Raw genomic sequence first — 26,706 nt, 5'->3', positions numbered from 1 at the left:
CTAGTTTCAGTCCTAATATCAGCACTAGCACTAGTTGCCCGTCTCTCAGGGCTCTCCGATCTAGCTAGGAGCAGCAGATGACTCAGCAGTTGACGCGGATGCACCGGGTCAAGGCCGTGGCCGAGATGCTGGACGTGTCGGTCGCGACGATCTACCGGGCGATCGAGTCCGGCTCCCTGCGGGCGTTGAAGGTCGGCACCGGCAAGGGCGCGCTGCGCATCCCGGCCGACGCCATCCAGGAGTACGTCACCGCCTGCCAGCAGGCGGCGCTCGCGTCCGTGCCGTCGCTGCCGGTGGTGGCGTGATGTTGGGACACAACGACTTCACCCTCGCCGACATCGACGAGACCCGGCCCTGCATCGGCACCGACCCCGAGTTGTGGTTCGGCCCGGCCGACGACGTCGCGCCGGACCTGCGCGAGTCGCACGTGGAGCGGAACGCGCGGGAGAACTTCGCCAAGCAGCTGTGCGCCGACTGCCCGTTCGCGGCCCAGTGCCTGGAGCAGGAGCTGCGGCACGGCGTGGGTGAGCAGTGGGGCGTACGGGGCGGCATGACGGCTGGCGAGCGTCAGCGCCTGCTGCGCCAGCGTCGCGCCGCGGAGCTGCGTCCCGTCGCGACCGAAGCGGCGGTGGCGTGATGAGCGTCGACTTCTCCCCCACCATTCGCCAAGCGGCGCAGCTGTTCGCGTTGGCGCAGCACCTGACCCGCCACCCGCACCTGCGGACCGTGAACATCTCCGAAGACGCGTTGCAGCTCCAGTACTCCGACCACCCGGCCGCTGACCTGCTGGCGTGGGCGGACAGCCTGGCCGAGTCCCGCGCGTCGGTGCAGGCCACCAACGGCCTGGCATTCGTCCGGCTCGGCAACGAGTTGCCGCCGTGCGTGGCCAGCGTGTGGACCACGGTGCCCGGTTTGGCGGCCGTTCTCGGGCTGGACGACAACGCTCGGTGGACGCCGCTGGACCTCGACGTCCTTCGGGTATTCGCCACCACGTCCGCCCGCGAGGTGGCGTGATGCGCGCATCGCGGGTGGACTTCCAGACGGTCGTGTTGCCGTGGAACGGGGTCGCGGTGATCTGCCGTGGTCTGCGGGACGGCTTGCCGATGTTCGGCTGGCGCGGCAAGCCCGGCGCCGTTCCCGCGGGACTCCACACCCGTCGTCAGTTGCGGGCCAAGGGTTTACGCCCCGGCGGGGCGGACCCGGACGCGTTGCTCGTGTTCGGCCACCAGCTCCCGGCGCGGACCGAGGAGGTCTGCGAACTGTGGCGCGAGGAGATCGCGGTCCCGGTCCGGTCCATGACGCCGCGGATGTGGCTGGCGCACGAGGCCGCGATGCGTGCCCGCCGGTTCTGCCGCGACCACCAGGACTACGTGAACCACTGCGTGCGTGGCCCGCTCAAGCAGTGCAGCACGTGTTTCGCCAACGACACCAACGAGTCCGAGAGGAGCGCCGCCTGATGGACCTCGACCTCTGGCAGGACTGCCCCGCGTGCCAGGGCAGCGGGTTGAAAAGCGATTGGTACCACGACTGCGGCGTGTGCGACGGCACCGGTGCCGTGCCCGTGTTGTGGCCCGAACAGGACGAGGACGAGGAGCTGTCGTGACCATCGGACGCATGTTGACGCTGCCGCTGTGGGTGGCGCTGGGTCTGGTGCAGGTGCTGGTGATCCCGGTCGGCGCGGCAGCGCTGGCCTGGTGGCTGGCCTCGACCCCGTGGGCGCTGGGCATCACGGTGGCGGCGTTGTTCTACCTGCTGTGCATCCGCTGGGCCGCCAGGGCCGCGCACGGTGGCTTGGTCCGCATGGTCGCCGCGCGGGCGGTTGCTCGGTCGGAGATGCGGGCCGCGGTGCGGGAGTCCAAGCGCGCCCGGCTCGACGAGGACCAGGTGCCCACCGTCTACGCCGGTACCTCGGAGGTGCGGGCGTCATGACCGGACGCAAAGCGGCTCTGTTCGCCGTGATGGGTGGCGCGCTGGTGCTGACCATCAACGGTGAGGTCCGCGCGGTGGAACCGATGCTGGGCCCAGGCTTCGGCATTGTGCTGGCGGCCGTGTTTGCGGTGTCCACGCTGCTGGCGCTCAACTACGTCATCGACGGCACCGGCCCGGTACGGCGGTGGGCGTGGGCAGTCCTGTTGTTCGCCGGTGGCATGGAACTCGGGTTGAACACCTGGCACGCCGTCACCAGCGTCCTGCACGGACCCGACGGCGCGCCCGTACTCGTGGACGGCCTAACCGTGCCCGCACTCCCGTTGGGCGCAGCGGTCGCGGTCGGCGCCGGGCCGGTACTGCTGGCCGGTCTGCTCTCGCACTTGGTGTCCCTCGCGATGACTGAGGAACAGCGCGCCGCCGTCGAGCAGGAGGCCGAGCGGACCGCTGCACGGGCCGCTCGGGTACCGGCACGGCCGACGCACACCGCCTACCGCGTGGCGGGTACCGAGCAGGGTTCCGCGTTCCGGACCGACTCCGGTACCGCGCTCGACACCTCGCACCGCACCGCGCTGCCCGCTGGTGCCGACACGACCTCGGTACCGGCACCCGCCGCCGCAGCGGTACCGACCAAGGAACCCCAGTACCGGCCCGCCGGTACCGCGACGACCGGTACCGAGGTTGACAGCGACCAGGGCAGCACCGACCCGACCGTCACGTGGGGCACGGACCTGTGGCAGCGGGCCATCACCAAGGCGCGGGAGTACCACGCCGCCAACGGCAGCCACGTCCGCGTGGACGACATGCAGGCGCTCGGGATCGGCCGCAACCGCGCCGTCGCACTGCGCCGGGACGTGCTTGCCCACCTGCTCTCCCACCCCGCTGCCTGACCTGAAGTGGCCACCACCTGCACCACCCAAGACAGGAAGGGAGGCGACTCCCGATGACTCAGACTCTCCCCGCCCCCACCTCGGCACCCGGTGCCCCCAGTACCGCAATCCCTGCCAGCTCCACCCCGCCGGTACCGACCGTGCAAGGCGAGATCGTCACCGGCCCGCCCGGTGGCCCCGGTACCGGCCCACGCCGGTCCCCCGGCAGTACCGCGAACGTGCCCGCCGCGTTGGTGGTACCGGCCAAGCCGACCGCGTTCGCCGCTGCGGAACTGACCACGATCCTGGGCAGTACCGCCGCCTACGCCGGTGGGGTTCCCGGACTCGTCACCGTCGCTGGTATCGCAGCAGGCTCGGCAGCGGTCGCCGGTATCCGCCGCGCCAAGACAAATCGACGAACCCGCAAGGCGACTGGTACCGGCGGAAGGCGTACCGCTGCCGGTCGCGGTACCGGCAAGCCCACCGGACGGTTGCGACGAGCCACGTCGGCGTTGGCCGGCAAGGGCCGTCGAGCCGCTGCCGCCAGTCGCGCCGGAACCGCCAAGCGCACCTCGCCCGGCGCCCGTACCGCTGCCGCCCGCCAGGCGGCCGGACGAGGAACCGGTACCGGAGCGGTCCAACGTCGACCCGGCCGAGTCGCGCGGGCTCTCGGCGCGGAACGGCGCGCAGTTCGCAAGGCCGCCCGAGCAGCTGGCGGCGCTGGCCGGACGGACGGAGTCTTCGGACGTCGCCGGTCTTCGACCGCTGGTAAGGGTTCCCGCGGCTGGTTCGGCTGGCGTAAGGCCACCGGTGCTGGACAGCGGGCGGGCAGCAGCAAGTCCAAGCGCACAAGCGCGGGCGGGTCGGGAACGCGGAGCACTGGCTCCACCTCGCGGTGGGGCGGTCGATCCGGTGCACCCGGCAGTTCTTCCGCTCGCAGCGGCCGACGGCTGGCCGCCAAGGGAATGACCGCAGCTGCGCGCACGGGCCGGAGAGTCCGGATGGTGCGGCAGACCGTGACCAGCGCTCCGTCGGCTCGGGCCGCGCGGGCTGGCACCTACCGCAAGCTCTACCGCCCGGCCACCGGCAAGCGCCAAACGATCAAAACCCTCCCGAAGAAGGTCGCGGCCGGGAGTTGGAGCGGCGCCGCGTGGGCGTTCGCTCTCGGCTACCTGGCCTGGTCCCAGCACTGGGAGGCCAAGCAGCGCGTCGCTCAGCAGACGGCTACCCGTAGCCGCGGCTACGTCGTGGCCGAGCGCGTTCGCCCGGCCGAAACCCCCACCAGCGCGGTGCCCGTCATCGGCGGGCAGCGCATCCCGATCGCGGTCCCAAGCCGCCCGGTGCAGCGCGCTCTCGGCTCACCGGTCCACACCATCACGGCCCTGACCAGCACCAACGGAGGAACCATGTTCTCGATCGCCGATCTCGCCGCCGAGCAGGCCGCCCGGACCGCCCGCTACGCGCCGGACACCATGGCGACCTTTGGCCACGACTTGGACCAGTGGCCGCAGGCCATCGGCCACCTGGCCATCGCGCTGTCCACGTTCGTCAAGAAGGGGTCCAGCGAGTACCCGGTGAACCCGGCCGTGCTGGAGAAGCTGTCCGAGGTCTACCGGGCGCTCGGCACCGCCACCGCAGCCGCGGCCGAGGTGCCCGGCCTGTTCAGCCGGGCGCATGCCACCGACCTGGAGCGCCACCAGGCGCCGCGCCGTGGCGAGCACCTGTGGAACGTCAACAACCGCTAGTTCGCCCCGCACACCGTTACGCACCAACGAGAACAGGGAGCCGATCATGACCGCCACCACCAGGCGCGGGGGACTGGACTGGTCCGCCAAGCACACCATCACCACCGGCACGCTCAACATCACCGGCGGTGTGCTGGCCGGCGGCATGGTCGGTTCCCTGTTCGACCTGCCGCCGGTCTACGCCGCGGCTGGTGCGGGTGTCGGCGCGGTGGCCCACGCGGTCACGGCCGCCGGCACCGGCCGCGCCGGGGTCTTGGCCCGCGTCGCCGGATGGGCCGGTGGCGGCGGGTGGATGGTGTGGGCGCTGGAGACCTCGCCGTGGAACCCGCTGTGCATGGCCACCCTCGCCGCGCTCGGAGTCGCCGGTGGCGTCACCGCCAGCGTGCTGCGGGCCACGGACACCAAGACCACGCAGCTCCGTGCCGGGGTCGCCAAGGTCGTCGCACGTCAGCGCACCGCCGACGAGTGGGAAGACCGCATCGCCCGCGTCTGCGGCATCACCGGCGTGACCACGGCCGGGGTGGAGGCGTGGGAGGAAGGGACCGGGTTCACCCTCGACCTCAACCTCCCTGCCGGTGGCCACACCTGGCGGGACCTGGTCAAGCACCAGGCCGGGCTGGCGTCCGACGCCGACCTGCCCAACGGGTGTGGAGTCGAGGTGCTGCAAGGGTCTTCGCGGCGCACCGCACTCCTGCGGGTGTCCACTGTGGATGCCTTCCAACTGGACCGGGCGTACCCCGAGGACTGGTCTCCGTTGTCGATCCTCAACCCCGTCCCGCTCGGGCAGCACCGCGACAGCAGTGTCGCGGGTCTGTCGCTGCGGGAGGACACGTGCCTGCTCACCGGGCAGAAGGGCGGCGGCAAGACCAACGAGTTGCAGGTGATCAACGCCGGTCTGGTGCGGTGCGTGGACAACCTGGTGTGGCACATCGACCTCAACGGCGGTGGCATGGCGCTGCCGTGGATCCAGCCCTGGCACGAGCGCGGCCCCGACGGCGGAGTTCCGGTGCCCGCTGTGGACTGGGTCGCTTCAACCGCGGGTGAGGCCACCAGGATGTGCGAGGCCGCGCTGCGGATCGCCAAGGGACGCAAGGTCGCCTACCAGGCGCTATGCCGCCAGGCAGGCACGGACAAGCTGCCTGTGTCCCCGGAGGTCCCGCAGATCACCATCGTGGTGGACGAGTGCGCCGAGATCATGGGCGACGGCACCAAGTACCCCAAGCTGCGCGACATGCTGGAGGAGATCCAGCGCATCGCCCGTGCCATGGCGGTCAACCTGGTGTTCTGCGGCCTGTCCGCGACCACGGACGTGATCGGCTCGACCGCCGTACGCAAGCAGTCCCGCGCCCGGATCTCCATGCGGGTCTCCGACGCCGAGGAGCTGAACTACCTGTTCGGCTGGAACTGCAAGGCGCTCCCGGAGGACATGCCCTACCCCGGTTGCGGCCTGTACTTGCAGGACACCACCGGTCAGCCCGTCGGCTTCAAGGGCTACCGGCTGGTGGGCCAGGCGCTGGAGGCGGGCGCGGTCGAGGTGGCAGGTCTGCGCCCGGAGCTGGACCAGGTGTCCGCGGACTTCGCGGGCACGGACTACGCCACCCGCTGGGACCGCGCCGACCACCTGTTCCTCGCAACCCCGGACACCGACGACGAGGACCAGGTGCCCGCCGCCGTGCCGAGCGCGCCACGGTTCGACCCTGCCGCGCTGGCGGCCGGGCACGACGCGTTCGTCCCGCGCCAGCACACGCCCAACGAAGTGGAGGCACCCGAGTTCAACCCGGCCGACCCGCACACCTGGCCCGCCATCGACGTTTCCGGCCTCGTGGTCCCCGCCGGTGGGGTGGCCGTCGCGGTCGCGCTACCGGACCTCGTGCGCCAGGTGCTCGACGCCATGGACGCCGCCGGTGGGGAGCGGATGCACTCCGCCGCGCTCGCGAGGGCGATCGGCACCACGCAGGACACGTTGGGCACCCTGCTCCCGCAGGTGGGCCTCAAGGCCCTGCCGAACTCGTTCTGGGTCGGCCCCGACCGCAGCCGCGGCTACGCCCGCGCCGACGTCGAATCGGTAGCGGAGCGCATCCAGTCCGGGGAGATCGCGGTCCCCCACGACGTCGCCAACTGGACGCCCAACCCCACCACCTGACCGACACGCCCCGGTGGGTCACGGGTGTGTCAGGCCGACACACCCGCACACCCCCGGAACACCTGGCGACACACCCCGCTCAAACACCGCTTGATCAGCGGAAAGGCATCTCCGACACACGGGGGTGTGTGGGTGTTCCGGTGTGTCGGTGCCACCCCCTCCCACCGACTGATCACGCCGCTCGACGGGGGTAGCCCGGCACCGACACACCCACCCGCGTCAGCTCCGCCCACACCACCGGTCAGCCGCGCTCACGGCTCGACTTCGCACGCCCACCAACAACTACTCACTGTCACCAATGCTGCCCGGCGCTGCGAGTGCAGACCACACCTCGCAGCGCCGGGACACCCACCACCGGGAGGTCACCATGGCTCGCCAGTCCACCACCGACATGCTCACCGTCGCCTTGGACGCCGTGGCGCGGGGTTGGCACATCTTCCCCATCCGGCCGCGCTCCAAGAAGCCCCCGGCCCTGCACGGCAAAGACGACTGCCCCCGCACCGGGATCTGCGCCACCACCCACCAGGGCTGGGAACAGCGCGCGATGAATGACCCCGACCACGTCCGCTGGTACTGGGGCAGCGACCGCTACCGCGAGTGCAACGTCGGCATCGCCACCGGCCCGTCCGGGCTGCTCGTGGTCGACCTGGACACGATCAAGTCGCCCGCCGACGTGGTTCCGGACGGCTGGAAACGCAGGGGGGTCCGAGACGGGCTCGACGTGTTCGCCCTGCTGTGCGACGAGGCAGGCGACCACAGCCCGTGGGAGACCCTGTCCGCGAGCACGCCCAGCGGTGGAACGCACCTGTTCTTCCGCTCCCCCACCGACGTCCGGCTGCGCAGCACGCAAGGGGAACAGGGCAACGGGCTCGCGTGGAAGATCGACACTCGCGGGTGGGGCGGCTACGTCGTGGCTCCCGGCTCGACCACTCCCGACGGCTCATACCGGTTCACCAACGACCGGCCCGTGCTGAACCTGGCCACCTGGTTGGTCCAGGCCCTCACTCCCAAGCCCGTCACGGCCACCACAGCGGCCCCTCAGATCCGCTCGGAGCGGTTGCCCGCCTACGTCGCGGCAGCGGTCCAGGGTGAGTGCGACCTTGTCGCGGCAGCCGCTCCGAGCGAGCACAACCGGGTGCTGTACTCGGCTTCCGGGCAACTGGGGCAACTCGTCGGCGGAGGGATGCTCCCTACGTTTCAAGCCGAAGAAGCGCTCTACGCAGCCGCCGCCCACATGATCACCGGTCAGTGCGGATGCACCGAGCCCGAGATCCGCCGCGTGATCGGCAAGGGCTTGCAGGCAGGGCAGGCACGCCCACGGACCGCACCCACCAACGAGTCCCGCCGTGGCGCCGCATGAACGTCCTGGAGCTGTTCGCCGGTATCGGCGGTTTCGGACTCGGTCTGGAGCGCGCCGGGATGACCGTGGTCGGCCAAGTGGAGATAAATCCGTTCTGCCAACAGGTGTTGGCCCAGCACTGGCCGGAGGTCCCCCGCCATGACGACGTCCGCACCACCGCCACTTGGTGGCACTCCCAGCCCCGACCGCACGTCGACCTGGTCGCCGGGGGCTTCCCCTGCCAACCCTCGTCCGAAGCCGGACCGCGGCTCGGCACCAGCGACCCCCGATGGCTCTGGCCCGCGATGGCCGACGTCGTCGCCGATCTCCGACCCCGGTGGGTGCTGTGGGAGAACGTGCCCGGTCTGCTCACCCGAGGACTGGACATCGTCCACACCGACCTTGTTCGACTCGGATACCGGCACCGCGTGGGGTGGGCCTCCGCTTGTGCAGTGGGCGCCCCACACGCACGCAAACGCCTGTTCGGTGTGGCCCACACCGACACACCGCGACGGGACACGGGGAGCGGGCTACGACCGACCCGGACGACCCCTGTCCGAACGCGTCGGTGGCCCGCTGAACCCGACGTGGGTCGAGTGGCTCATGGGCTTCCCGGACGAGTGGACCGCGTTGCCGCACTCGGCAACGCCGTCGTCCCCCACCTCGCCGAACACCTCGGCCGACTGATCTCCGCCGTACACGACGAACGCAGGAGCGCCGCGTGACCACCGCCCGACCGCTTCGCGCCGTCACCGCCCCTTCCGTGGACGAGGCTGAATCGCGTGCCTCTGCCGAAGTGGCCCGTGCTCGTGCGGAGCTGCCGCCGCTGGACCCGGCGGTGTTCGACTGCTACCTCGGCACACTCGTGGACCAGCTCGCGCACTCCACAGAGGGCGACCCGATCGGCATCCTCGCCTCGCTGATCTGCGCCGCCGGTGTCCACCTCGGGCAGCGCCCGCACATCCGAGCCGGTGACGACCCACACCCGCTGCTCGTGTGGCCGCTCATCATCGGTCGCACCGGCGGTGGGCGGAAAGGTGCCTCATGGTCCACGCCCAAGCGACTGCTCGCGGCCACCGACGCCGAGTTCACCACCCGCAACATCAAGTCCGGACTCACCTCCGGTGAAGGCTTGGCGGCCGTGTTCGCCGACAACGACCCCGACGAGGACGAGGCATTGGCCAGCCGCGGCAAGAAGTCCGGCGGTGCTTCGCTGCTGCCGCCCGGTGACCTGCGGCTGCTGGTGTTCGAACCCGAGTGGGCCGGGGTGATGTCGCGGATGAAGCGCGAGGGCAACGCCTTGTCCGCGACGCTGCGCCAGGCGTGGGAGGGCGGGGACCTGTCCACGCTCAACGTCACGGCGCGGATCGCGCCCAGCTCGCACGTGGGGCTGCTGGCACACATCACGCCCGACGAGTTCCGCGCCAAGGTGTCGACCTCGGACCTGGCAGGCGGCACCTACAACCGGTTCCTGCCCATCGCGGTCGCCCGCTCCAAGTTCCTGCCGCTGGCCGGGGGCGCGGCCCCGGAGTTGGTCGCCGAACTGGGCAGCGTGCTGGCTCATCGGCTCCACAAGGGAGCGCGGGCGGGCGCGATCGGGTTCACCGACGAGGGCGCGCTGCTGTGGCGGACGCTCTACGTCGAGTTCGGCATCGACCACGGAGAAAACGGCCCTGTGGAGCAGTTCCTGTCCCGCACCGCGCCGAACTGCCTGCGCATCGCGGCCATTCACGCTGTGCTCGACGGCGCTGACCTGATCGACGTTCGGCACCTCACCGCGGCTGCCGCGCTGGTGCGTTACTCGATCGCGTCGGCACGCTCGATCTTCGCCGGGGACCCGACGTTGACCAAGCTCGCGACCTGGATCGGCGAGGCCGGGCACCAGGGGCGCACTCGCGAGGAGATCCGCTCGGACTTCTTCAAGCGCAACAAGAACGCCGAACAGGTCACGGCGCTGCTCGGTCAGCTCGTCGACTCCGGCCAGATCACCAGCACCAAGCGAGCGGCTGCCGGTGGCAAGGGCGGCAAGCCGACCGAGGTCTACGCGGTCACGGCACCGCCACGCGGTTAACGCGGTTACGCGCTAACTCGCTGACCAGCCAAAACAGTCATCCGGTCAACGACCGAACCGCGTACGTACGCGGTTTGCTCCCAGCAAAAGCCCAGGTCAGACCCAAACCGCGTGACCGCGTAAACCGCGTACGCCAGGAAGGAAGAACCGACCATGACGACGGAACCCGAGTCCGAGCACCCACCGACCTTGCTCACCGTCGAAGCAGCGGCCGAACGGCTCAGCCTCGGTAGAACCACCATGTTCGGTCTCATCCGCACCGGTGAAGTCCATTCCGTTCGAGTCGGGCGACTGCGGCGCATTCCCGTCACCGCATTGCAGGCCTACGCGGACCGGTTGTCCGCCGAGCAGAACGTAGCCTGAACCACCAGAAAGGAACACCAGCAATGCCCCGCAAGAAAAGAGCAGAAGGCACGCGCGCGCCGAACGGCGCGTCCAGCATCTACGAAGGTGCTGACGGTAAATGGCATGGCCGCGTCACCATGGGTCTGCTCGACAACGGCAAGCCCGACCGCCGTCACGTCAAGCGGAAGACCGAAAAGGAAGTGATCGACGCCGTCAGGGAGCTGGAGCAGGAGCGGAAGAAGGGGCAGGTGCGCAAGCCCGGAAAGCCGCAAACGCTGGAGGCGTGGTTGACACACTGGCTCGACAACATCGCCGAGCCGTCCGTGCGCCGGAAGACGTTCGTCTACTACGAGGGCGCGGTGCGGATGTACCTCATTCCCGGCCTTGGCGCGCACAGGATGACGTCGTTGCAGCCGGAGCACGTGGAGAAGCTGTACACCAAGCTCCACCACGAGGGACGTAGTGGTTCGGTGCGGATGCAGGTCCACCGCACCCTGCGAGCCGCGCTCAACGAAGCCGTCCGGCGCGACCGCATGAGGACCAACCCGGTTCTTCTGGTGAAGTCCCCGACTGTCGTGGAAACCGAAGTCGAGCCGTTCACAATGGACGAGGCGCGCCGAATTCTTGAGGCGTCCAGGGAACGGCGCAACGGCGTTCGGTTCGCGGTCGCGTTGTCCCTCGGCATCCGCAAAGGCGAGGCGCTAGGCCTGAAGTGGACCGATCTCAACACCGACACCCGGAACCTCACGATTCGCCGGGCTCTGCAACGGCAGACGTGGCGGCACGGGTGCGACGACCCGTACGAGTGCGGAAAGGCGCATCACAAGCTGTCGCTTTGCCGGAAGTCGTGCCCCGTGCACAAAAGGGCTTGTCCGCCGTTGTGCCCACCGGATTGCAAGCGACACGCCCGCGGCTGCCCGAAGCGCCACGGTGGCGGCTTGGTCATCACCGAGGTGAAGTCGCGGGCGGGTCGGCGGGTCATCAACGTCCCCGAACCGCTGCTCGACCTGTTGCGGCTTCACGACGAGGCCCAAGACGACGAACGGCACTTGGCCGGTGATCTGTGGCAGGAAAGCGGGTGGATGTTCACCCAACCGAACGGGAAGCCCATCGACCCGCGTGCCGATCACGAGGAGTGGAAGTCACTCCTAGCCGCGGCTCGGGTGCGGGACGCGCGGTTGCACGATGCCCGGCACACCGCCGCGACCATGCTTCTCGTACTGGGCGTTCACGAGCGCGCGGTGATGGACATGATGGGGTGGTCGTCGGCGGCCATGAGACGGCGCTACATGCACGTGCCGGACCAACTGCGGGAGCAGATCGCGGATCAGGTCGGCGGGCTGCTGTGGACGACGTCACAGGGCGAGGACGACCCGGAGCTGACGGCTGAGCAGTGGGACGCGGTTCGGCGGCTCGCGGAGGCGCTGCCGCCGCAGCTGCGGGAGCGTCTGGCGGAGGTGTTCCCGGACGACGAGCCGGGTTCGGCGGGTGTGCCCGCTCGCGTCTGAACGGGGCAACTGAGACCCGGTTTGAGACCCAGAGAGGCCCGGCACCATAGGTGCCGGGCCTCTGACCTGGTGCGCCCGAAGGGATTCGAACCCCTAACCTTCTGATCCGTAGTCAGATGCTCTATCCGTTGAGCTACGGGCGCATATATTCAGTTGTCACCTGGCCGAGGCCAGGTGTTGCGGAGGCTCCGGGATTTGAACCCGGGATGGGCGATAAACCCAAACCGCATTAGCAGTGCGGCGCCATAGACCAGACTAGGCGAAGCCTCCCGGAGCCCTCGGCTACGACGCATAGATTACACACACCTCCGCTCCAGTAGCAAAACGCCCCCTCCAACGGCCCCGAAGGACCGTTGGATTTCGCGTTTTCGCTGGTCAGGGCACTACCGGTGATCCACGCCTTGAGCCGCACAGGCAGGTGAACGGCACATGACGGGGGCGTTGGTGATCTTCGTCTCCCCGACTACTTCCGAACGAGGTCGAGGAATGGGCGGAGGGAGTCGGGATTGCGCAGGGCGTCGCGGCTGACGGCTCGGTCCGGTGGGGTTCCGGCGAGGATCTTCTTGACCGGGACCTCGCACTTCTTGCCGTTGAGGGTGCGGGGGATCTCGTCGACGACGATGAACTCGTCGGGGACGTGCCGCGGGGACAGGTTGGTGCGCAACTCGGTGCGGAGGGTCTTCTCCAGGGCGTCCGACCAGTCCTCGTCGAGGACGAGGAAGCACAGGAGTTCGCCGTCGGACCTGCCCGCGCCCGAGGTGTCGATGACCAGCGAGTCCGCCACGCCCCGGACCGCCTCCACGACGCGGTAGAACTCGCTGGTGCCCATGCGGACGCCGCCGCGGTTGAGGGTGGAGTCGCTGCGGCCGTAGATGACGGCCGAGCCGCGCGGGGTGATGCGGATCCAGTCGCCGTGCCGCCACACGCCCTCGTAGTCGGCGAAGTAGGCCTCGTGCAGGCGGCTGCCGTCGGCGTCGCCCCAGAAGAAGACCGGCATGGACGGCATGGGCCTGGTGACGACCAGTTCGCCGACCTCGTCGACGACCTCGTTGCCCTGCTCGTCGAACGCGGTCACGGCGGCGCCCAGTGCCCGGCAGGACAGCTCGCCCAGCCACACCGGGAGGTCCGGGGCGGCGCAGACGAAGGCCGTGCACAGGTCCGTGCCGCCCGAGACGCTGGCGATCTGGACGTGCTCGCCCAGCGCCGACGCGATCCAGCGGAAGCCCTCCGGCGTGAGCGGGGCGCCGGTGGAGCCGACGACGCGCAACGCCGTGAGGTCGAACCGCTCGGCCGGGTGGAGGTCTTCCTTGAGGCACGACTGGATGTACGGGGCGGACGTGCCGAAGTACGTGACGCGGTGCTGCTCGGCCAGGTGCCACAGGGCGTTGAGGTCCGGGGAGGCCGGGCTGCCGTCGAACAGGACCACGGTCGAGCCGACCAGCAGGCCGGCGATGACGTAGTTCCACATCATCCAGCCGGTCGTGGTGAACCAGAAGAAGCGGTCGCCCGGCCCCAGGTCGCCGTGCAGGGCCAGCATCTTGAGGTGCTCCACGACGATGCCGCCGTGCCCCTGCACGATGCCCTTGGGCAGCCCCGTGGTGCCCGAGGAGTACAGGACCCACAGCGGGTGGTCGAACGGGACGGGCTCGTACTCCAGGGGCGCTCCGTCGTGCTTGGCCAGCAGCGCGGCCCAGTCGAGCGTGCCGGGCAGCGTGCCGCCGACGTAGTCGATGAGCACGGTCGCCTTGAGCGAGCCGATCTCGGTCCGCAGCTTGTCCACGGTCGGCCGCACGTCGAACGTGCGGCCGTTGTAGTGGTAGCCGTCGACCGCGATCAGCACCGTGGGCTCGATCTGGGTGAAGCGGTCCGAGATGGCGCGCGCGCCGAAGTCCGGGGAGCACGACGACCAGGTGGCGCCGATGCTCGCGGCGGCGAGGAACGCGATCAGGGCTTCCGGCGAGTTGGGCACGAGTGCCACGACCCGGTCGCCCCGCGTCACGCCGAGCGCCAGCAGGCCCGCGCGGACGGCCGCCACCCGGCGGCGCAGCGCCGCGAACGTGAGCTGGGACGTCAGGCCGTCCTCGCGGTGGAAGATCACCGCCAGGTCGTCGTCGGCGCGGCCTGGGCCGGGGCGGAGGGCGTGCTCGGCGTAGTTCAGGGTCGCGCCGGGGAACCACTGGGCTCCCGGCATCGACTCCGACGCCAGCACCCGCGTGGGCGGGGTGTGGAAGGCGACGGCGAAGAACTCGGCCAGCGCGCCCCAGAAGGCCTCGAGGTCGGTCGTCGACCAGGTCCACAGTGCGGCGTAGTCAGCGAAGTCCAGTCCGCGCTCGGCTCGTAGCCAGTCGCGGAACGCGGCCATGCGGCTGTCCGCGACCCGGTCGGGGTCCGGTCGCCACAGGAGTTCGGCCTCGGCGTGCGTGTCGGTCATACCCCGTTCCTAGCCGATCGGACGGCCGAGAACCACAGGTGGGACCCACACAACCGGTCAGCCGCGCCTGGCGGCCGCCACCAGGTCCTCCAGCGCGGACGTGAGCCGCGCGGGATCGGTCGGGGCGAGCACGAACCAGCCGTCGTGCCTACGCACGAGGTAGCGGCCCTCGCGGCTGTCGAGCCACGACAGGGCGAGGCCGGTCTGGTGGAGGTAGCCCGCGCGGTTGCGGGCGATCAGCCCCACCTGGCCGCCGCCGGTGCGGGTCGTCACGGCGCGCAGCAGGGTGTTCGCCTCGGGGTCGTGCACCCCGGCGTACCGGAGGACCTCCAGGAAGCCCCCCACGCCGTCGCGCTCGCCCGCCTGGCCCGCCGCCACGTAGTCGGTCCACCGGAGGTTGACCGACCGCCCCGCGCCCGGCTGGGCGGCCGGGAGGGTCGACACCGTGGTCGACGCCAGCGCGGTCGGGTGGAACGCGGCGAGCTGGACCTGCTCGCCGACGCGGGCGATGAACGCCCCGTGCCACCCCGACGTGGCCAGGCCCCGCAGGGTCTCGCCGCGCCGGGAGAACACGACCTCCAGGCCCGTGTCGAACTCGGCCAGCCCGCGCACCAGCGCGTGCAGCTCGCCGTCCGGGCGCGCGACCGTGCCGAGACCACGCGCGGACAGCGTGCGCGAGCTCGTCGCCACGAGTTCGGCGCGGTCGGCCTCCGTGCGGCCGTAGTGCTTCACGCCGACCGGGACGGGGTGGCGGTCGCCGTGCACCGCCCGCCACAGCGTGAAGAACTCCTGCGCGGCCAGTCGGAAGACCCTGGACGGCTGGGTCACGTGCCGATCACCGGCGGGGCGGCCTTCTTGTCCACGCCGAACAGGTTGTCGTCCTCTTCGAGGTAGCGGGCGCGCTGGTGGTCCTGGCTGTCGTCGCGGCCCGCGATCGGGGCTCCGGCGGCCATCGGCGCGGCACCCATCATGCTGCCCGCGGCGGGCGGGGCGCCGGACATCTTGGGTGCCTGGAAGCTCGCGGTCGTGGAGCCGGAGACGCGGGAGTCCGCGCCGCCGATCACGCCGCTGGCGCCACCGGGGTTCACCGGGCCAGCGCCACCGCCACCGCTGCCGGACGTCGACGGCGGCGTGGCCGAGTAGCCGCCCATCGAGTAGCCGCCACCGCGGGCGGCGGGCGCGTACCCACCGCCACCGCCGTAGCCACCGCCGCCACCGGACGTGGTCGTGCGGCCCGCGACGGGCGGGGAGGTCACCGGAGCGGGGCCGAGCACGACGGGAGCGCCGTCGACGCGGGGCACGGGCGTGCCGCTGCGGTCGAGGCCCAGCACGGGCTTCGCCTCGGGCGGGGCTACCGGGTTCACCGGCGGGCTGAACGCGGGCACGGTCTGGTCGACCGCGAACGAGCCCTGCTGGAACGCCGCCATCACGTCCGCCGCCGTGCGGTGGCCCGCGTCGGCGGCCGTCGTCGCGGCCACGACCGGCGCGCCGACCAGGTCGATGCCGGTGAACGGCGACGTGGCCGGGGGCACCAGCGCGTTCGTGGCGGGCGGCACCAGCGTGTTCGTGGCAGGGGGCACCAGGGCATTCCCGACCGGCGCCACGGGAGGCGCGACCACCTGGCCGACGGCGGGCGGCACGGGCGTCGGAGCCGGGGCGGGCACGGGCATCTGCTCGCGCGCCGTCACGACGTGCTGGATCTCCACGCCGATGCACTCGGCCACGTTGTTGGCGTGGTCGCTGGTGTTCTCGGCCCACTTCACGACCGTGAGCAGCCCGTCGCGCGCCTTCTCCGCGGACTCGCCCTCCCAGCCGCCGGAGGACGCGAAGATCGCGCTGATGAGCTGGTCCTTGACCTCGGCGAGCGTGGTGCCGAGCGTCGTCCAGTTGTCCTTCACCGACGCGGCGCTGGTGAGGTCGACGCCCGTGTGCACCATGTCGTAGAGCTCCTGGTGCGTGTAGGTCATCCAGTCGACCTTCTCGCCCAGCTCCGATGGCTCCTTCGACCGGTGCTCCGGGTACGGGTTCGGGGGGTTGTCCCTGTGGTCGCCCGACATCAGCCCTTACCGCCCATCGTCCGCGCCATGTCGTAGTCGGTGTCGTCGGTGTGCTTCGAGGCCTGCCGGACGGTCGTCTCCACGTCCTCCAGCACCTGCATGAACTCGCGGATCACGAAGACCGCGGACTCCTGGTCGCCCACGGCGACCTCGCGCAACCGGCGGCTGATCGAGCGGCCGACCCAGTTGTCGCCGAACTGGAGCGGGATGTCGAGCTGCCCGCGCACGGTGTCGTAGAGGTCCTGCACGCGGTCGCGCGCGTCGGCGATCGACTTGATCAGGTCCGCGGCGGACCCCTTGTCGAGCTGGACCTTGCCCTTGTCCACGGCCTGGTCGACCGCGGCCACCGCGCTGTGCGCGGTGACCAGGTCCGCCTGTGCGACGGCGGTGAAGTTCGGTTGCGGCACAACCGCTCCGGCGACTGGGACCGGCTGCCCCAGCGACACGGTGTTGTCCTCGGTCATCGACTACCCCCTCGCACTGCAAGTGCCCGCACGTCGGCCGCGGATACCTCCCTTAGATGTACTCGCGCGACCGTTCGGTTCCAATCCGCCGGAAAGACCTTCTAGCGCAGGTGCGAGTCGAACCAGTTCAGCACCCGGTGCCACGCCTCGGCGCTCGCGGCGGGCGAGGTGTCGAAGCGGTGGCTGGACTCGGCGAACCGCACCACGTCCGTGGCGACCTCACCGGACGCCGCCGCGTCCCGCAACTTCTCCACGTCCGCAAGGGAGATCTCGCCGTCCTCGTCGCCGTAGAGGCCGAGCCACGGGCAGGTCAGCTCGGCCGCCACCTCGACCAGCGACGGCAGGCCGTCGGACAACGGGGTGAGGATGCCGCCGCCACCGATCGTGACGGCCGCGCCGATGGTTCGGCTTCCCGCAACGACCATCGCGACCGAGCCGCCGAGGTCGAAGCCCAGCACGCCCATCCGGTCCGCGGACACGCCCTGCTCGCCCAGCCACACGAACGCGACGTCGGTGTCGGCGAGCACCGCGTCCCCGGACAGCCTGCTGACCTGGTCCGGCACGTCGCCGTCGGCCACCTCGTCGGCGTCGTGGTAGAGGTGGGGCGCGACCACGAGCCAGCCCTCGTCGGCGAGGGTGCCGACGAGGCCGCGCACGGTGTCCGTGACACCGCGGGCCTCGTGCAGGACGACGAGCCCGCCGCGGACGGCGTTCTCCGGCTCGGCGACGGTCAACCTCAGCTCACGGCCGTCGGTGAGCGGGATCGTCTCGGTCCGGGTCTGAGTCATCGGTCTACCTTTCCACGCCCAGGTGAACAGACGTCAACGTGACCAACCAGACGGACCAATGTCCCCCCGACCGCGTTTGACGGGATAACGTCCAGCTCAGGCCCGCAGCGGTGCAGGCCGGAAGGAGTTCTTCCCGATGACCGTGCGAACGCGCGCCGACCTGGACGCGCTGCCGTCCTACGTCCCCGGCAAGACCGTGCCGGGTGCGATCAAGCTCGCCAGCAACGAGGTGTCGGCCGGGCCGCTGCCCAGCGTCGTGCGGGCCGTCGCCGAGGCGGCGACCGCGATGAACCGCTACCCGGACACCGGGTGCACGGACCTGGTCGACCGGCTCGCGGACAAGCTCGGGGTACCCGCGGCCCAGATCGCGACCGGCAGCGGCTCGGTGACGTTGTGCCAGCAGCTCATCCAGGCCACCTGCGCGGACGGCGACGAGGTGCTGTTCCCGTGGCGGTCGTTCGAGGCGTACCCGCTGCTGACCCACGTCGTGGGCGCGGTGCAGGTGCGCGTGCCGCTCACCGGCGCGCACGGGCTGGACCTCGACGAGATGGCCGCGGCGATCACGCCGAAGACCCGGCTGGTGTTCGTGTGCAACCCGAACAACCCGACCGGCACCGCCGTGCGCGCCGACGAGCTGGAGGCGTTCATCGCCAAGGTGCCGAGCGACGTGCTGGTCGTGCTCGACGAGGCGTACAAGGAGTTCGTCGACGACCCGCACGTGCCGGACGGCGTCGAGTTCGCCAAGGTGCAGTGGGCTCAGGGGCGCACCAACGTGGCCGTGCTGCGGACGTTCTCCAAGGCCTACGGGCTCGCGGGCCTGCGCGTCGGCTACGCCGTGGCGTCCGAGCCGGTCGTGGAGACGCTCCGCAAGGTGTACGTGCCGTTCGCCGTGAACACGCTCGCCCAGGTCGCCGCGATCGCGTCGCTGGACGCCGAGGACGAGCTGATGGAGCGCTGCCGCGCGATCGTCGCCGAGCGGGGCCGGGTGCGCGGCGCGCTGCTGGACGCCGGGTTCGAGGTGCCGGAGTCGCAGGCGAACTTCGTGTGGCTGCCGCTGGGCGAGCGCGCGATGGAGTTCAACGAGCACTGCCTGGCGCACAAGGTCGTCGTGCGCGCGTTCGCCGGGGACGGCGCGCGGATCACGATCGGCGAGCCGGACGAGAACGACGCGTTCCTCGCGGCCGCGCGCTCCTGGTCAGCCCAGTAGGAGCTTCGCGATAGCGGCGAGGCCCACGACGACGATGACGGCGCGGAGGGCGGTCGGCGGCAGCTTGCGGCCGACCTTCGCGCCGATCTGACCGCCCACGACCGAGCCGAGCGCGAGCAGCAGCACCGGCAGCCACGCCACGTGGGCGATGAAGATGAACAGGATGCCCGCGACCAGGTTCACGAACGCGGTCAGCACGTTCTTCAGCGCGTTCAACCGCTGGAGGTGCTCGGTGATCAGCACGCCCATCATTCCCATCACCAGAACGCCTTGCGCCGCACCGAAGTAGCCGCCGTAGATCCCGCCTGCGAACACGCCGAACCACAGCAGCAGCCCGCCGTCCGCGGGCCGTTCGGCGGTCCGCTCGGCCAGCTTCCGGTTGAGCCACGGCTGGAGCACCACGAGCACAAGCGCGATGACGATCAGCACCGGCACGATCGCCGAGAACGCCTTCTCCGGCAGCGTGACGAGCAGGATCGCGCCGACGATCGCGCCGAGGATCGACGCGGGCAGCAGCCGCTTGATCCGCGCGCCCTGCCCCTTGAGCTCCTCGCGGTAGCCGAACGCGCCGCTCAACGACCCCGGCACCAGGCCGAGGCTGTTCGACACGTTCGCCACCACCGGCGGGTACCCGACCGCGAGCAGCACCGGGAACGTGATCAGCGTGCCCGACCCGACCACGGTGTTGATCCCCCCGGCGAGCACGCCCGCGACCACCACGGCGAGCATCTCCAGCGCGTTCACGCCATCCCCCACGGTCGTCCGGTCACAGCAGCACTATGCCCCTCGGCCACGCCGAGACGTCGGATGTGTGGCACGTGCGACAGTCCATCAGGGAGCCGACACGCAGAACTCGTTGCCCTCGGGATCGGCCATGACCGTCCACTCGATCTCGTCGTCCTCGACCCGCACGACCTTCGCCCCCAGTGCGACCAGCTCGTCCACGTCACCCTGCACGTCGATGTGCATCCGGTTCTTCCCGGCCTTGAACTCGGGCACCGGGTTCACCCAGATGAGAGGGCCGCGGCCTTCGGGGTCCTGGATCGGCACGGGCCAGTCGACGGGCCAGTCCTCGGCGACCTCCCGCCGCTCGTACCCCATCGCGGCACACCACCAGTCGGCGATGAGGTGGTGATCACCGGCGTCCAGGCAGAGGTCCTTGAAACGAGCCGTCATCCCCCCAACATGACAGGGGCGGCGCCGCACCGCGACACCACCCCTGTCAGTCGATCGACCGCCGTCAGGCGGCGGGCAGGACGTACACAGCGGGCACGTTCATGTCGCCCACCACCAAGCGGAACTCCATCCACCTGTTCGGGGCGAGCTGCCACGGCCCGGCGACCTCGGGCTTGTAGTAGCCGACCGGCACCTCGGTGAAGGCGAACCGACCGGTTTCGTCGCTCACCGTGCTCGCGACCGCTTCCCCCGTGTCGCGGGCGCGCAGGGTGAGTTGGACGCCCGCGACTGGAGTGCCGGGCGTGGAGAACCCGTGGTCCAGCAGCACCCGCCCACTCGCGTCCACGACCGCGCCCGGCACCTCGGCCCGGTCACCGGAGCGGGGAACGCCGTTGCCCATGCTCCTGCCGGGCCCGAAGGCGCACCCGACGGTGACGAACCCGACCGCCGCGGCCCCTGCGGGCAGCGGTGCGGTCACCTGGACGACCTTGGTCTCGCCCGCGTTGAGGGAAACGCCGGATCCACCGTCCTTCAGCGGCCCCCAGCCGTCGGTCGTGTTGTACAGCTCGGACTGGCTGCCCATCCCGCTGCACTCCGCGTAGACGACGGGAAGCGCGTCGCCGGTGTTCGTCAACGTCACCGTGATGCCGACGGTGTCACCGGCGGCGTAGACGTCCCGGTCGAACGCGACGGTGGCCTTCAGGGTGTCCGACAGCGGCCGGGCCGCCTTGCGGACGAGGTCGACGTCCGTGTTCAGGACGACGGTGAAGGCGTCCTCCGACGGCACCAGCCATCCGGTGTCACTGGTGTAGTACGCGCGGTAGACCCCGGTGGGGATGTCGGTGAAGCGCGCCTCGCCACCCGGTCCGGTGGTCGCCTCGTAGTCGCGCCCGCCCGCGATGTTGTTCGGGCCGAACAGGTGGACACCGACGCCCGCGACGCCCTCGCCGTCGTCGAACCCGTCGCTGCGGTTGGTGTCGCCGTAGACGAGGACCTTCGCGCCGCCCTTGCCGAACGTGACGCCCGCGGTGGCCTCGAAGGCGTTGTTCGCGAGTTGGGGTTCCAGCGAGGACGTCTCGACCGCGCCCTTGAACACCAGGCGATCAGCGGTCAACGGCCTGTTCACCGGTGCCGAGAAGTGCGCGACGTACTCGGCTCCCGCCTCGATCCGAACCCCTGGCCCGCCGATCCCCAGCTCCCCGTAGGACCGGGGGAAGAAGCCGGAACCCCCGCCGTCCTTGCTGATCCGCACTCGGTCCGCGGGCTTCTTGCCGACGTTCTTGACGGTGAAGGTCACGGACACCGTGTCGGCGGTGTCGTAGTCGGCCTTGTCGAAGGTGACGACGGGTTCGAGATCGGCCGCCGGAAACCCGGCCGACGCGGTGCCGGTGAAAAAGCCCCCCATGACCAGGGCCGTCGCGGTCGTGACCGCGGCGATTCTGGTCAGCACAGTGGAATGCAAGTGGTTCCCCCCATTTGTCGAACACAGTCCGCAGGGGTGGCACCGTGTGGTGCCACCCCTGCGGACAACCGGAAAACTAGTCGGCCTTCCCCTTGCGGCGGCGGCCCAGCAGGATCGCGCCCGCGCCGAGTGCGAGGACGAGGACGCCCAGCAGCGTGATGCCGATGACGCTGGCGCCGGTGTAGGCCAGGTCGTCCGCTGGTGGGGTTTCGTCGCCGCCGCCCTCGGCGGGCGGTTCGGTGGTGGTCTCGGGCGGGGTCGTGGTGTCGGGGTCGGTGACGTCCGGGCCCGGTTCCACGTGGATGTCGCGCTTGGTGTCGGTGCCGTGGACGATCTCGTAGAGGTCCTCGTCGACGACCTTCCACGGGCCGACGACGACCGGGCGGTAGCGGCCCGTCGGGACGTCGGTGAAGGTGAACTTGCCGTCCGCGTCCGTGGTGGCGCGGGCGATCGGGTCCGCGGTGTCCGGGTCGACGAGGACGATCTTCGTGTCGGCCACGGTGGTGCCGTCGGGCTTGAGGAGCGAGCCCGACGCGCCCGCCACGACGCCGGTGACCTTGGCGGTGTCGGTCGCGGTGAGGAACGACGTGCCGATCTTCGGGCCGAGGGCGCACTCGACCGTGACGTAGCCGCGGTCCTTCGCGGTCTGCGGGATGGTCGCGGTGACGTCCACGGTCTTCGTCTCGTCGACCGCGAGGTCGACGCCGGGGCCGTCGACCTTCAGCGCGCCCCACGCGTCCGTGTCGTTCGGCAGGTCGCCGATGCACCGCGCGATGACGGTCAGCGGCGCGCCGCTCTGGTTGGTCAGGGTGACCTTGAGAGAGGCGTCCGACTCGAAGCTGTCCGCGGTGAACTCGACGGACGCGCGCAGCTTGGGCGCGGTGTTCGGGTCCGGGACCTCGGCACCGGCGACGACCGTGAGGCTCGCGGCGGTCTCGGCCCCGCCGGTGACGTGGACGAGGTGGTCGATGCCGCCGGTCTGGGCGTCCTTCCACGGGCCGAGCACGACCACGTTCACGGTCCCGGCGGGCAGGCCCGTCAGGCTCCACGCGCCAGCGCTGTCGGTGGTCGCGCGGCCGAGGACGGCGCGGGTCGTGGTGTCCAGCGCCACGAGGGTCGCACTCGCCACGGCCTTGCCGTCGTTCTTCAGGTCGCCCTTCAGGTCGCCGACCGCGCCCACGACCTTGGCGCTGCCGTCCGCCTTCGCGTAGCCGGTGACGTTCGTGCCGTCGTTGCCGAACTCGCACGCCACGGCGACCCCGCCGTTGTTGTACGCGCCGTCCGGCACGACGTCGGTGACCTTGACGGTCTTCGTCTCGCCCGCGGCGACGGCGACGCCGGTCCCGCCGGGGGCGAGCGCGGCCCAGCCGGGGCCGGTGCCGGGGATCAGGTGGCCCGCGTCGGACCGGCAGACGGCGACGACGCCGGGCAACGGGTCCGCGCCCTTGTTCGCCAGCGTCACGGTGACGCCGACCTGGTCGGCCTTGGCGTAGCTCGCCTTGTCGAACTCGACCTTCGCGGTCAACGACTCGGTCACCGGTCGCACGGCCGCGAGGTCGAGGTCCGTCACCTCGCCCGACTTGACGGTGAACTCGCTGCTGCCGGGCTTCACCAGGAAGCCGTCGGTGCCGCCGAACGCCAGCCGGTACTTGCCCGAGGGCACGTTGCGGAAGGAGAACTGGCCCTTGCCGTCCGTCACGGCGGTGAGCGCGCCGACGCCGCGGACCTCGATGCCCGCCTTGCCCTCGGACTCGCCGCGCTTGCCGTTGTGGTCGGCGTCGACGTAGACGGTGCCGGTGACCGCGCCCACGGGGTTGACGATCTTCGTGGTCGCGGTGGCCCTGTTGTCGTCCGGGGTCGGGTCCACGACGCCGTCGGCGACGGCCTGGACGACGAGCGTCCCGACGACCTCGTTGCCGTTGGCGGGCTTGCCGACGACGACGGCGGAGACCTTGCCCTCGGGCTCGATCCGCTTCAGGTCCGCGAACGCCGCGGTCGTCTTGTCCGACGGGACGTAGTTGCCGGAGAAGGTGACCTTCACGCCCTCCGCGGCGACCGTGCCGACGTTCTCGACCGTCACCGTCGCGGCGAGGTCCGCGCCCGGCGGGTACTCCGCCTTCTCGTAGGCGACGGTCACCTTCAGGTCGGGCTCCTTGGCGGGCACGGCCGAGGCGACGCCGGTGAAGGCGCCCACCAGGAGCAGCGCCAGTCCGGCGGCGATCGTTGATCTTGCGGACACAGTGGATCCCCCCACGGGAACGTGCGTTGGTTCGTTCGGACTACTCGGTTTCGGGCTTGGCCCGACGTCGACGAACGACGATCACCGTAGCGGCTCCGCCGATGAGCACAAGGGCTCCGAGCGCCGAAAGTCCGATGATGCTGGCGCCCGTCGAGGCGAGGCCGGACGAGTCGTCGCCCGCGCCGTCGGACCCCTGCGGGGCGGGAGCGTCGGAGCTGGTGGGCGTCGGCGTGGCCGACGAGCTGGGCACGACCGTCTCGGGGTCGGCGACCTCGGGGCCCGCGACGACGGACAGGTCGTGCACGTGCGGCACGTCCTTCACCAGGCTGAACAGGGTGTCCTTGCCCGGAACGAGCTGCCACGGGCCGACCACGACCGGGTCGTAGCGACCGGCGGGCACGCCCTTGAACTCGAACTTGCCGTCGGCGTCGGTCGTCGCGCTGGCGACGGGGTGCGTGGTGCCGGTGTCGACGAGGACGATCTTGGTGGCCGCGAGCGGCTGGTCGCCGGTCTGCGTGAGGCGGCCGGACGCGTCGGCCGGGTCGCCGGGGACCTTCGCGGTGTCCACGGCCTGCGGGTAGCCCTCGCCGCCGTCGGTGTCCGGGCCGAAGAAGCAGGTGGCGGACACGAAGCCGTACGCGGACGCGCCCTGCGGGATCGCGGCCTTCACGTCGACGACCTTGGTCTCCCCGGCCGCGAGCGACACGCCCTTGCCCTCGTAGCGCAGGTCGCCCCAGCTCTCGTCGGTGTTGTACAGCTCGTACGACTCGCCCGGCCCGGTGCAGAACGCGTGCACGGTGGGGATCGCGTCGCCCTTGCTCTTCAGCGTCACCTTCACGCCGAGGGACTCGCCGGCGGCGTAGGAGTCCTTGTCGAACTCCAGCTTCGCCTCCAGCCGGTCGCCGACGCCCCGGTCGGCCTTGCGGATGACCTCGACCTGCTTGCCGGTCTCGACCTTGACGTTCAGGTCCGGCGTCACGACGAACGCGCCGACGCCGACGTAGGTCGCGCGGTACGAGCCCGTGGCCAACCCGGTGAAGACGGCCTTGCCGTCCGCGCCGGTGGTCGCGTCGTACTCCTTCGCGCCGCCCGCCGGGCCGATGAGGTGCACCTTCACCCCGGCGACGCCCTCGCTCGCGTCGACCTTGTTGTTGCTGTTCGCGTCGCTGTAGACGGTGAACCCGGCCGAGCCGGCGCCGAACGTGACGGCGGCCTTCGAGGTGAACGAGTTGTTGGTCTTGTTGGCCTCGGCCGACCCGGTCACCACCTGGACCTGGAGCACGATCTGGCCGTCCACGACCTGCGTGACCTTGCCGCTGAGGTGCACGACCTTGCTCGCGCCCGCCTCGATGCGGACGCCGGTCGACGTCTGCTCCATCCCGGCCCACGAGCTGATCTCCGGCCGGAAGCCCGACGTGCCGCCGCTCGTGCCGACCCGGACCTTGTCCGCGGCGGCCGACCCGACGTTCTTGACCGTCATGGTGGCCGTGACGGTCTCGCCGGAGTCGTACGACGCCTTGTCGAACGCCCCGGTCACCTCGAGGTCGGCCCCTGCGGGCTGCGCGACGGCAACGCCCCCGAGCGAGAGCGCCAGCGCGGCTATCGCGGCGCCGATTCCGATCATGGTGCGTGTCGACAAGAGCGAGCCTTCCCCCGAAGTGCGGCCGGGCGGTCGAACGGCCATCCCCCGAGGCCACCGCTTGCTGGGGCGGATTACCCCGCCTGGTAGACCAATCGTTGTGGCCCGCACGGCCGTTACCCCTGTTGCATTGCGATCAGCTCACGACGCCGTTCCACCCGAGAACGCCGAACGGCACGCCCGCCAAATAGCCGTGAATTCCCGCAAGCGGATAGGGGATCATGGATTCCGGCAGGGCCTCCCACCGGAACCAGCCGATCTCGTAGCACTTCTCCGGCTCCCGGTTGACGGGCTCGCCGCTCCACGCGCGCGCCTCGAAGAACAACCCCATCCGCGACGCCACCCCGTCCCCCTGGACGTGCGCCGTGTGCACGAGCCGCAGGTCGTCGACGTCGATCCGCACGCCGACCTCCTCGTCGGCCTCGCGCGCCACCGCCTCCAGCACGGACTCGCCCGCCTCCAGCTTCCCGGCGGGCAGGTGCCACATCCCGTCCCCGAACGCGCCGCGCCGCTTCGACAGCAGCACCTCGCCGTCGCGGACGAGCAGCACGTGGACGTCGATCACGATGAGCCAGTCGGACATCGCCGCAGTGTCCTGGATGCTCTTGCGGTGCGTAACCACGAGCCCTCCGCCTACGACTGCCCGATGTGCCGCCTGGTGGCGGGCAAGGACACCCCGATGACCCCGGCCGAGGCGGTCGTCTACCGCGACGACCACACCACCGCCCTGGTCTGCGGCAAGTGGTGGTCCGCCAGCCCCGGCCACCTCCTGGTCGTGCCGACGACCCACGTGGAGAACCTCTACGACCTGCCAGACGACCTCGCCGCCCCGCTCCTGCGCACGGTCCGCCGCATGGCCGTCCTGCTCAGCACCGCGGACGGCTGCGACGGCACCTCGATCCGCCAGCACAACGAACCGGCGGGCGACCAGGACGTCTGGCACCTCCACATTCACGTCTTCCCGCGCTGGCACAACGACGACCTCTACGGCCGCTCCGACGACATCCACCTGCCCACAAAGGAAGAGCAGATCGCCCGCGCCGAGGTGCTCCGCAAGGCCCTCTGACCGGCCGGTGGCAGGTACTCCGCCGTCAGGCGGACCGGCACACGCCCGTAGGCGGTCTCCTGGCCAAGGAGGTCACACGCCTCCGACCGGGGCGACCACACGCCCGCGAAAGGTCCCCCGGCCAGGGGGACCCCTGATTTTTACGTTACGGCAGGGGTACGACAGTTTTCGGTGACCCGGTGTTGATCAAGCCACTGCCAGCGCGTTTCACCCCCTGACACGCCCGTGGGC

At 70.7% G+C, this 26,706-nt stretch carries 27 protein-coding genes and 2 tRNA genes; 16 read left to right on the top strand and 13 right to left on the bottom strand.

The annotated features are described in order from the left end of the window. Positions 1 to 77: 77 nt before the first annotated feature. From ACFWW9_RS07315 to ACFWW9_RS07250, 14 genes are all read left to right on the top strand, one after another. The gene (locus tag ACFWW9_RS07315; protein ID WP_390372702.1) at positions 78 to 305 is read left to right on the top strand and encodes a helix-turn-helix transcriptional regulator; all 228 of its coding nucleotides are present in this window, start codon (positions 78 to 80) and stop codon (positions 303 to 305) included. Next, positions 305 to 637: a WhiB family transcriptional regulator gene (locus ACFWW9_RS07310; protein ID WP_390372700.1), complete on the top strand. Its 333-nt coding sequence runs from the start codon at positions 305 to 307 to the stop codon at positions 635 to 637. The genes ACFWW9_RS07315 and ACFWW9_RS07310 overlap by 1 nt, the downstream gene beginning before the upstream one ends. Beyond that, on the top strand, positions 637 to 1,014 hold the full coding sequence (locus ACFWW9_RS07305; protein WP_390372697.1) for a hypothetical protein: 378 nt from the start codon (positions 637 to 639) through the stop codon (positions 1,012 to 1,014). The genes ACFWW9_RS07310 and ACFWW9_RS07305 overlap by 1 nt, the downstream gene beginning before the upstream one ends. After that, positions 1,014 to 1,457 carry an RRQRL motif-containing zinc-binding protein gene (locus ACFWW9_RS07300; protein WP_390372695.1) on the top strand — a complete coding sequence of 148 codons (444 nt, stop codon included), beginning with the start codon at positions 1,014 to 1,016 and terminating at the stop codon, positions 1,455 to 1,457. The genes ACFWW9_RS07305 and ACFWW9_RS07300 overlap by 1 nt, the downstream gene beginning before the upstream one ends. Beyond that, positions 1,457 to 1,603: a hypothetical protein gene (locus tag ACFWW9_RS07295; RefSeq protein WP_390372694.1), complete on the top strand. Its 147-nt coding sequence runs from the start codon at positions 1,457 to 1,459 to the stop codon at positions 1,601 to 1,603. The genes ACFWW9_RS07300 and ACFWW9_RS07295 overlap by 1 nt, the downstream gene beginning before the upstream one ends. Then, positions 1,600 to 1,929 (top strand): hypothetical protein, encoded by a 330-nt coding sequence (locus ACFWW9_RS07290; protein WP_390372692.1) that lies wholly within the window; start codon positions 1,600 to 1,602, stop codon positions 1,927 to 1,929. The genes ACFWW9_RS07295 and ACFWW9_RS07290 overlap by 4 nt, the downstream gene beginning before the upstream one ends. Then, a complete protein-coding gene (locus ACFWW9_RS07285) occupies positions 1,926 to 2,816 on the top strand; it encodes a hypothetical protein (RefSeq protein WP_390372690.1) in 891 nt (296 codons plus the stop codon). The genes ACFWW9_RS07290 and ACFWW9_RS07285 overlap by 4 nt, the downstream gene beginning before the upstream one ends. 980 nt (positions 2,817 to 3,796) lie before the next feature. Further along, the gene (locus ACFWW9_RS07280; protein ID WP_390372688.1) at positions 3,797 to 4,540 is read left to right on the top strand and encodes a hypothetical protein; all 744 of its coding nucleotides are present in this window, start codon (positions 3,797 to 3,799) and stop codon (positions 4,538 to 4,540) included. A gap of 46 nt (positions 4,541 to 4,586) precedes the next feature. Beyond that, on the top strand, positions 4,587 to 6,683 hold the full coding sequence (locus ACFWW9_RS07275) for a hypothetical protein (protein ID WP_390372686.1): 2,097 nt from the start codon (positions 4,587 to 4,589) through the stop codon (positions 6,681 to 6,683). A gap of 367 nt (positions 6,684 to 7,050) precedes the next feature. Then, positions 7,051 to 8,043: a bifunctional DNA primase/polymerase gene (locus tag ACFWW9_RS07270; RefSeq protein ID WP_390372684.1), complete on the top strand. Its 993-nt coding sequence runs from the start codon at positions 7,051 to 7,053 to the stop codon at positions 8,041 to 8,043. Further along, positions 7,938 to 8,747, top strand: a complete 810-nt coding sequence (locus ACFWW9_RS07265) for a DNA cytosine methyltransferase (RefSeq protein ID WP_390372682.1) — start codon at positions 7,938 to 7,940, stop codon at positions 8,745 to 8,747. Before ACFWW9_RS07270 ends, ACFWW9_RS07265 begins: the two co-directional genes overlap by 106 nt. Before the next feature lie 71 nt (positions 8,748 to 8,818). Further along, positions 8,819 to 10,093 carry a DUF3987 domain-containing protein gene (locus ACFWW9_RS07260; protein ID WP_390372681.1) on the top strand — a complete coding sequence of 425 codons (1,275 nt, stop codon included), beginning with the start codon at positions 8,819 to 8,821 and terminating at the stop codon, positions 10,091 to 10,093. Between the two features lie 153 nt (positions 10,094 to 10,246). Then, positions 10,247 to 10,456 (top strand): helix-turn-helix domain-containing protein, encoded by a 210-nt coding sequence (locus ACFWW9_RS07255; protein ID WP_390372679.1) that lies wholly within the window; start codon positions 10,247 to 10,249, stop codon positions 10,454 to 10,456. Between the two features lie 23 nt (positions 10,457 to 10,479). Further along, complete coding sequence (locus ACFWW9_RS07250) at positions 10,480 to 11,946, top strand: tyrosine-type recombinase/integrase (RefSeq protein WP_390372676.1); 1,467 nt, start codon at positions 10,480 to 10,482, stop codon at positions 11,944 to 11,946. A 67-nt stretch (positions 11,947 to 12,013) separates the two neighbouring features. Here ACFWW9_RS07250 and ACFWW9_RS07245 read toward each other — a convergent pair. The 7 genes from ACFWW9_RS07245 to ACFWW9_RS07215 all read right to left on the bottom strand — a co-directional run bounded on the left by ACFWW9_RS07245 (position 12,014) and on the right by ACFWW9_RS07215 (position 17,686). Continuing rightward, positions 12,014 to 12,089 (bottom strand) — tRNA-Arg (locus ACFWW9_RS07245). Between the two features lie 37 nt (positions 12,090 to 12,126). Beyond that, a tRNA-Ser gene (locus tag ACFWW9_RS07240) sits at positions 12,127 to 12,216 on the bottom strand. Between the two features lie 193 nt (positions 12,217 to 12,409). Next, positions 12,410 to 14,377 carry an acetoacetate--CoA ligase gene (locus ACFWW9_RS07235; protein ID WP_390372673.1) on the bottom strand — a complete coding sequence of 656 codons (1,968 nt, stop codon included), beginning with the start codon at positions 14,375 to 14,377 and terminating at the stop codon, positions 12,410 to 12,412. Between the two features lie 57 nt (positions 14,378 to 14,434). Further along, positions 14,435 to 15,205 carry an ESX secretion-associated protein EspG gene (locus tag ACFWW9_RS07230; RefSeq protein WP_390372671.1) on the bottom strand — a complete coding sequence of 257 codons (771 nt, stop codon included), beginning with the start codon at positions 15,203 to 15,205 and terminating at the stop codon, positions 14,435 to 14,437. Then, the gene (locus tag ACFWW9_RS07225) at positions 15,202 to 16,434 is read right to left on the bottom strand and encodes a hypothetical protein (protein ID WP_390372668.1); all 1,233 of its coding nucleotides are present in this window, start codon (positions 16,432 to 16,434) and stop codon (positions 15,202 to 15,204) included. Before ACFWW9_RS07225 ends, ACFWW9_RS07230 begins: the two co-directional genes overlap by 4 nt. Next, complete coding sequence (locus ACFWW9_RS07220; protein ID WP_390372665.1) at positions 16,434 to 16,898, bottom strand: hypothetical protein; 465 nt, start codon at positions 16,896 to 16,898, stop codon at positions 16,434 to 16,436. The genes ACFWW9_RS07225 and ACFWW9_RS07220 overlap by 1 nt, the downstream gene beginning before the upstream one ends. A gap of 101 nt (positions 16,899 to 16,999) precedes the next feature. Further along, a complete protein-coding gene (locus ACFWW9_RS07215) occupies positions 17,000 to 17,686 on the bottom strand; it encodes a dienelactone hydrolase family protein (protein ID WP_390372663.1) in 687 nt (228 codons plus the stop codon). A gap of 136 nt (positions 17,687 to 17,822) precedes the next feature. Between ACFWW9_RS07215 and hisC the strand changes: the two genes are divergently transcribed. Continuing rightward, a complete protein-coding gene (gene hisC, locus ACFWW9_RS07210) occupies positions 17,823 to 18,893 on the top strand; it encodes a histidinol-phosphate transaminase (RefSeq protein WP_390372659.1) in 1,071 nt (356 codons plus the stop codon). Here the strand turns inward: hisC and ACFWW9_RS07205 are convergent. The 6 genes from ACFWW9_RS07205 to ACFWW9_RS07180 form a co-directional block, all read right to left on the bottom strand. Then, positions 18,882 to 19,637, bottom strand: coding sequence for a sulfite exporter TauE/SafE family protein (locus tag ACFWW9_RS07205; protein WP_390372656.1), 756 nt, complete (start codon positions 19,635 to 19,637; stop codon positions 18,882 to 18,884). The genes hisC and ACFWW9_RS07205 overlap by 12 nt on opposite strands. An 87-nt stretch (positions 19,638 to 19,724) precedes the next feature. Next, the gene (locus ACFWW9_RS07200; protein ID WP_390372653.1) at positions 19,725 to 20,069 is read right to left on the bottom strand and encodes a VOC family protein; all 345 of its coding nucleotides are present in this window, start codon (positions 20,067 to 20,069) and stop codon (positions 19,725 to 19,727) included. Positions 20,070 to 20,133: 64 nt separating this feature from the next. Continuing rightward, on the bottom strand, positions 20,134 to 21,519 hold the full coding sequence (locus tag ACFWW9_RS07195) for a hypothetical protein (protein ID WP_390372650.1): 1,386 nt from the start codon (positions 21,517 to 21,519) through the stop codon (positions 20,134 to 20,136). Positions 21,520 to 21,607: 88 nt separating this feature from the next. Continuing rightward, positions 21,608 to 23,770 (bottom strand): hypothetical protein, encoded by a 2,163-nt coding sequence (locus ACFWW9_RS07190; RefSeq protein ID WP_390372648.1) that lies wholly within the window; start codon positions 23,768 to 23,770, stop codon positions 21,608 to 21,610. Positions 23,771 to 23,810: 40 nt separating this feature from the next. Beyond that, the gene (locus ACFWW9_RS07185; protein ID WP_390372645.1) at positions 23,811 to 25,394 is read right to left on the bottom strand and encodes an SdrD B-like domain-containing protein; all 1,584 of its coding nucleotides are present in this window, start codon (positions 25,392 to 25,394) and stop codon (positions 23,811 to 23,813) included. 151 nt (positions 25,395 to 25,545) lie between these two features. Then, entirely contained in the window at positions 25,546 to 25,992 is a 447-nt protein-coding gene (locus ACFWW9_RS07180; protein WP_390372643.1) for an NUDIX domain-containing protein, read from the bottom strand. Between the two features lie 27 nt (positions 25,993 to 26,019). On the opposite strand from ACFWW9_RS07180, the gene ACFWW9_RS07175 reads away from it, so the two are divergent. Beyond that, positions 26,020 to 26,475, top strand: a complete 456-nt coding sequence (locus ACFWW9_RS07175; RefSeq protein WP_390372641.1) for an HIT family protein — start codon at positions 26,020 to 26,022, stop codon at positions 26,473 to 26,475. The last annotated feature ends 231 nt before the right edge of the window (positions 26,476 to 26,706 follow it).

It is taken from the genome of Umezawaea sp. NPDC059074 (assembly GCF_042738955.1).
Classification (GTDB): domain Bacteria; phylum Actinomycetota; class Actinomycetes; order Mycobacteriales; family Pseudonocardiaceae; genus Umezawaea.
This window is presented reverse-complemented; position numbering and strand designations above follow the sequence as displayed.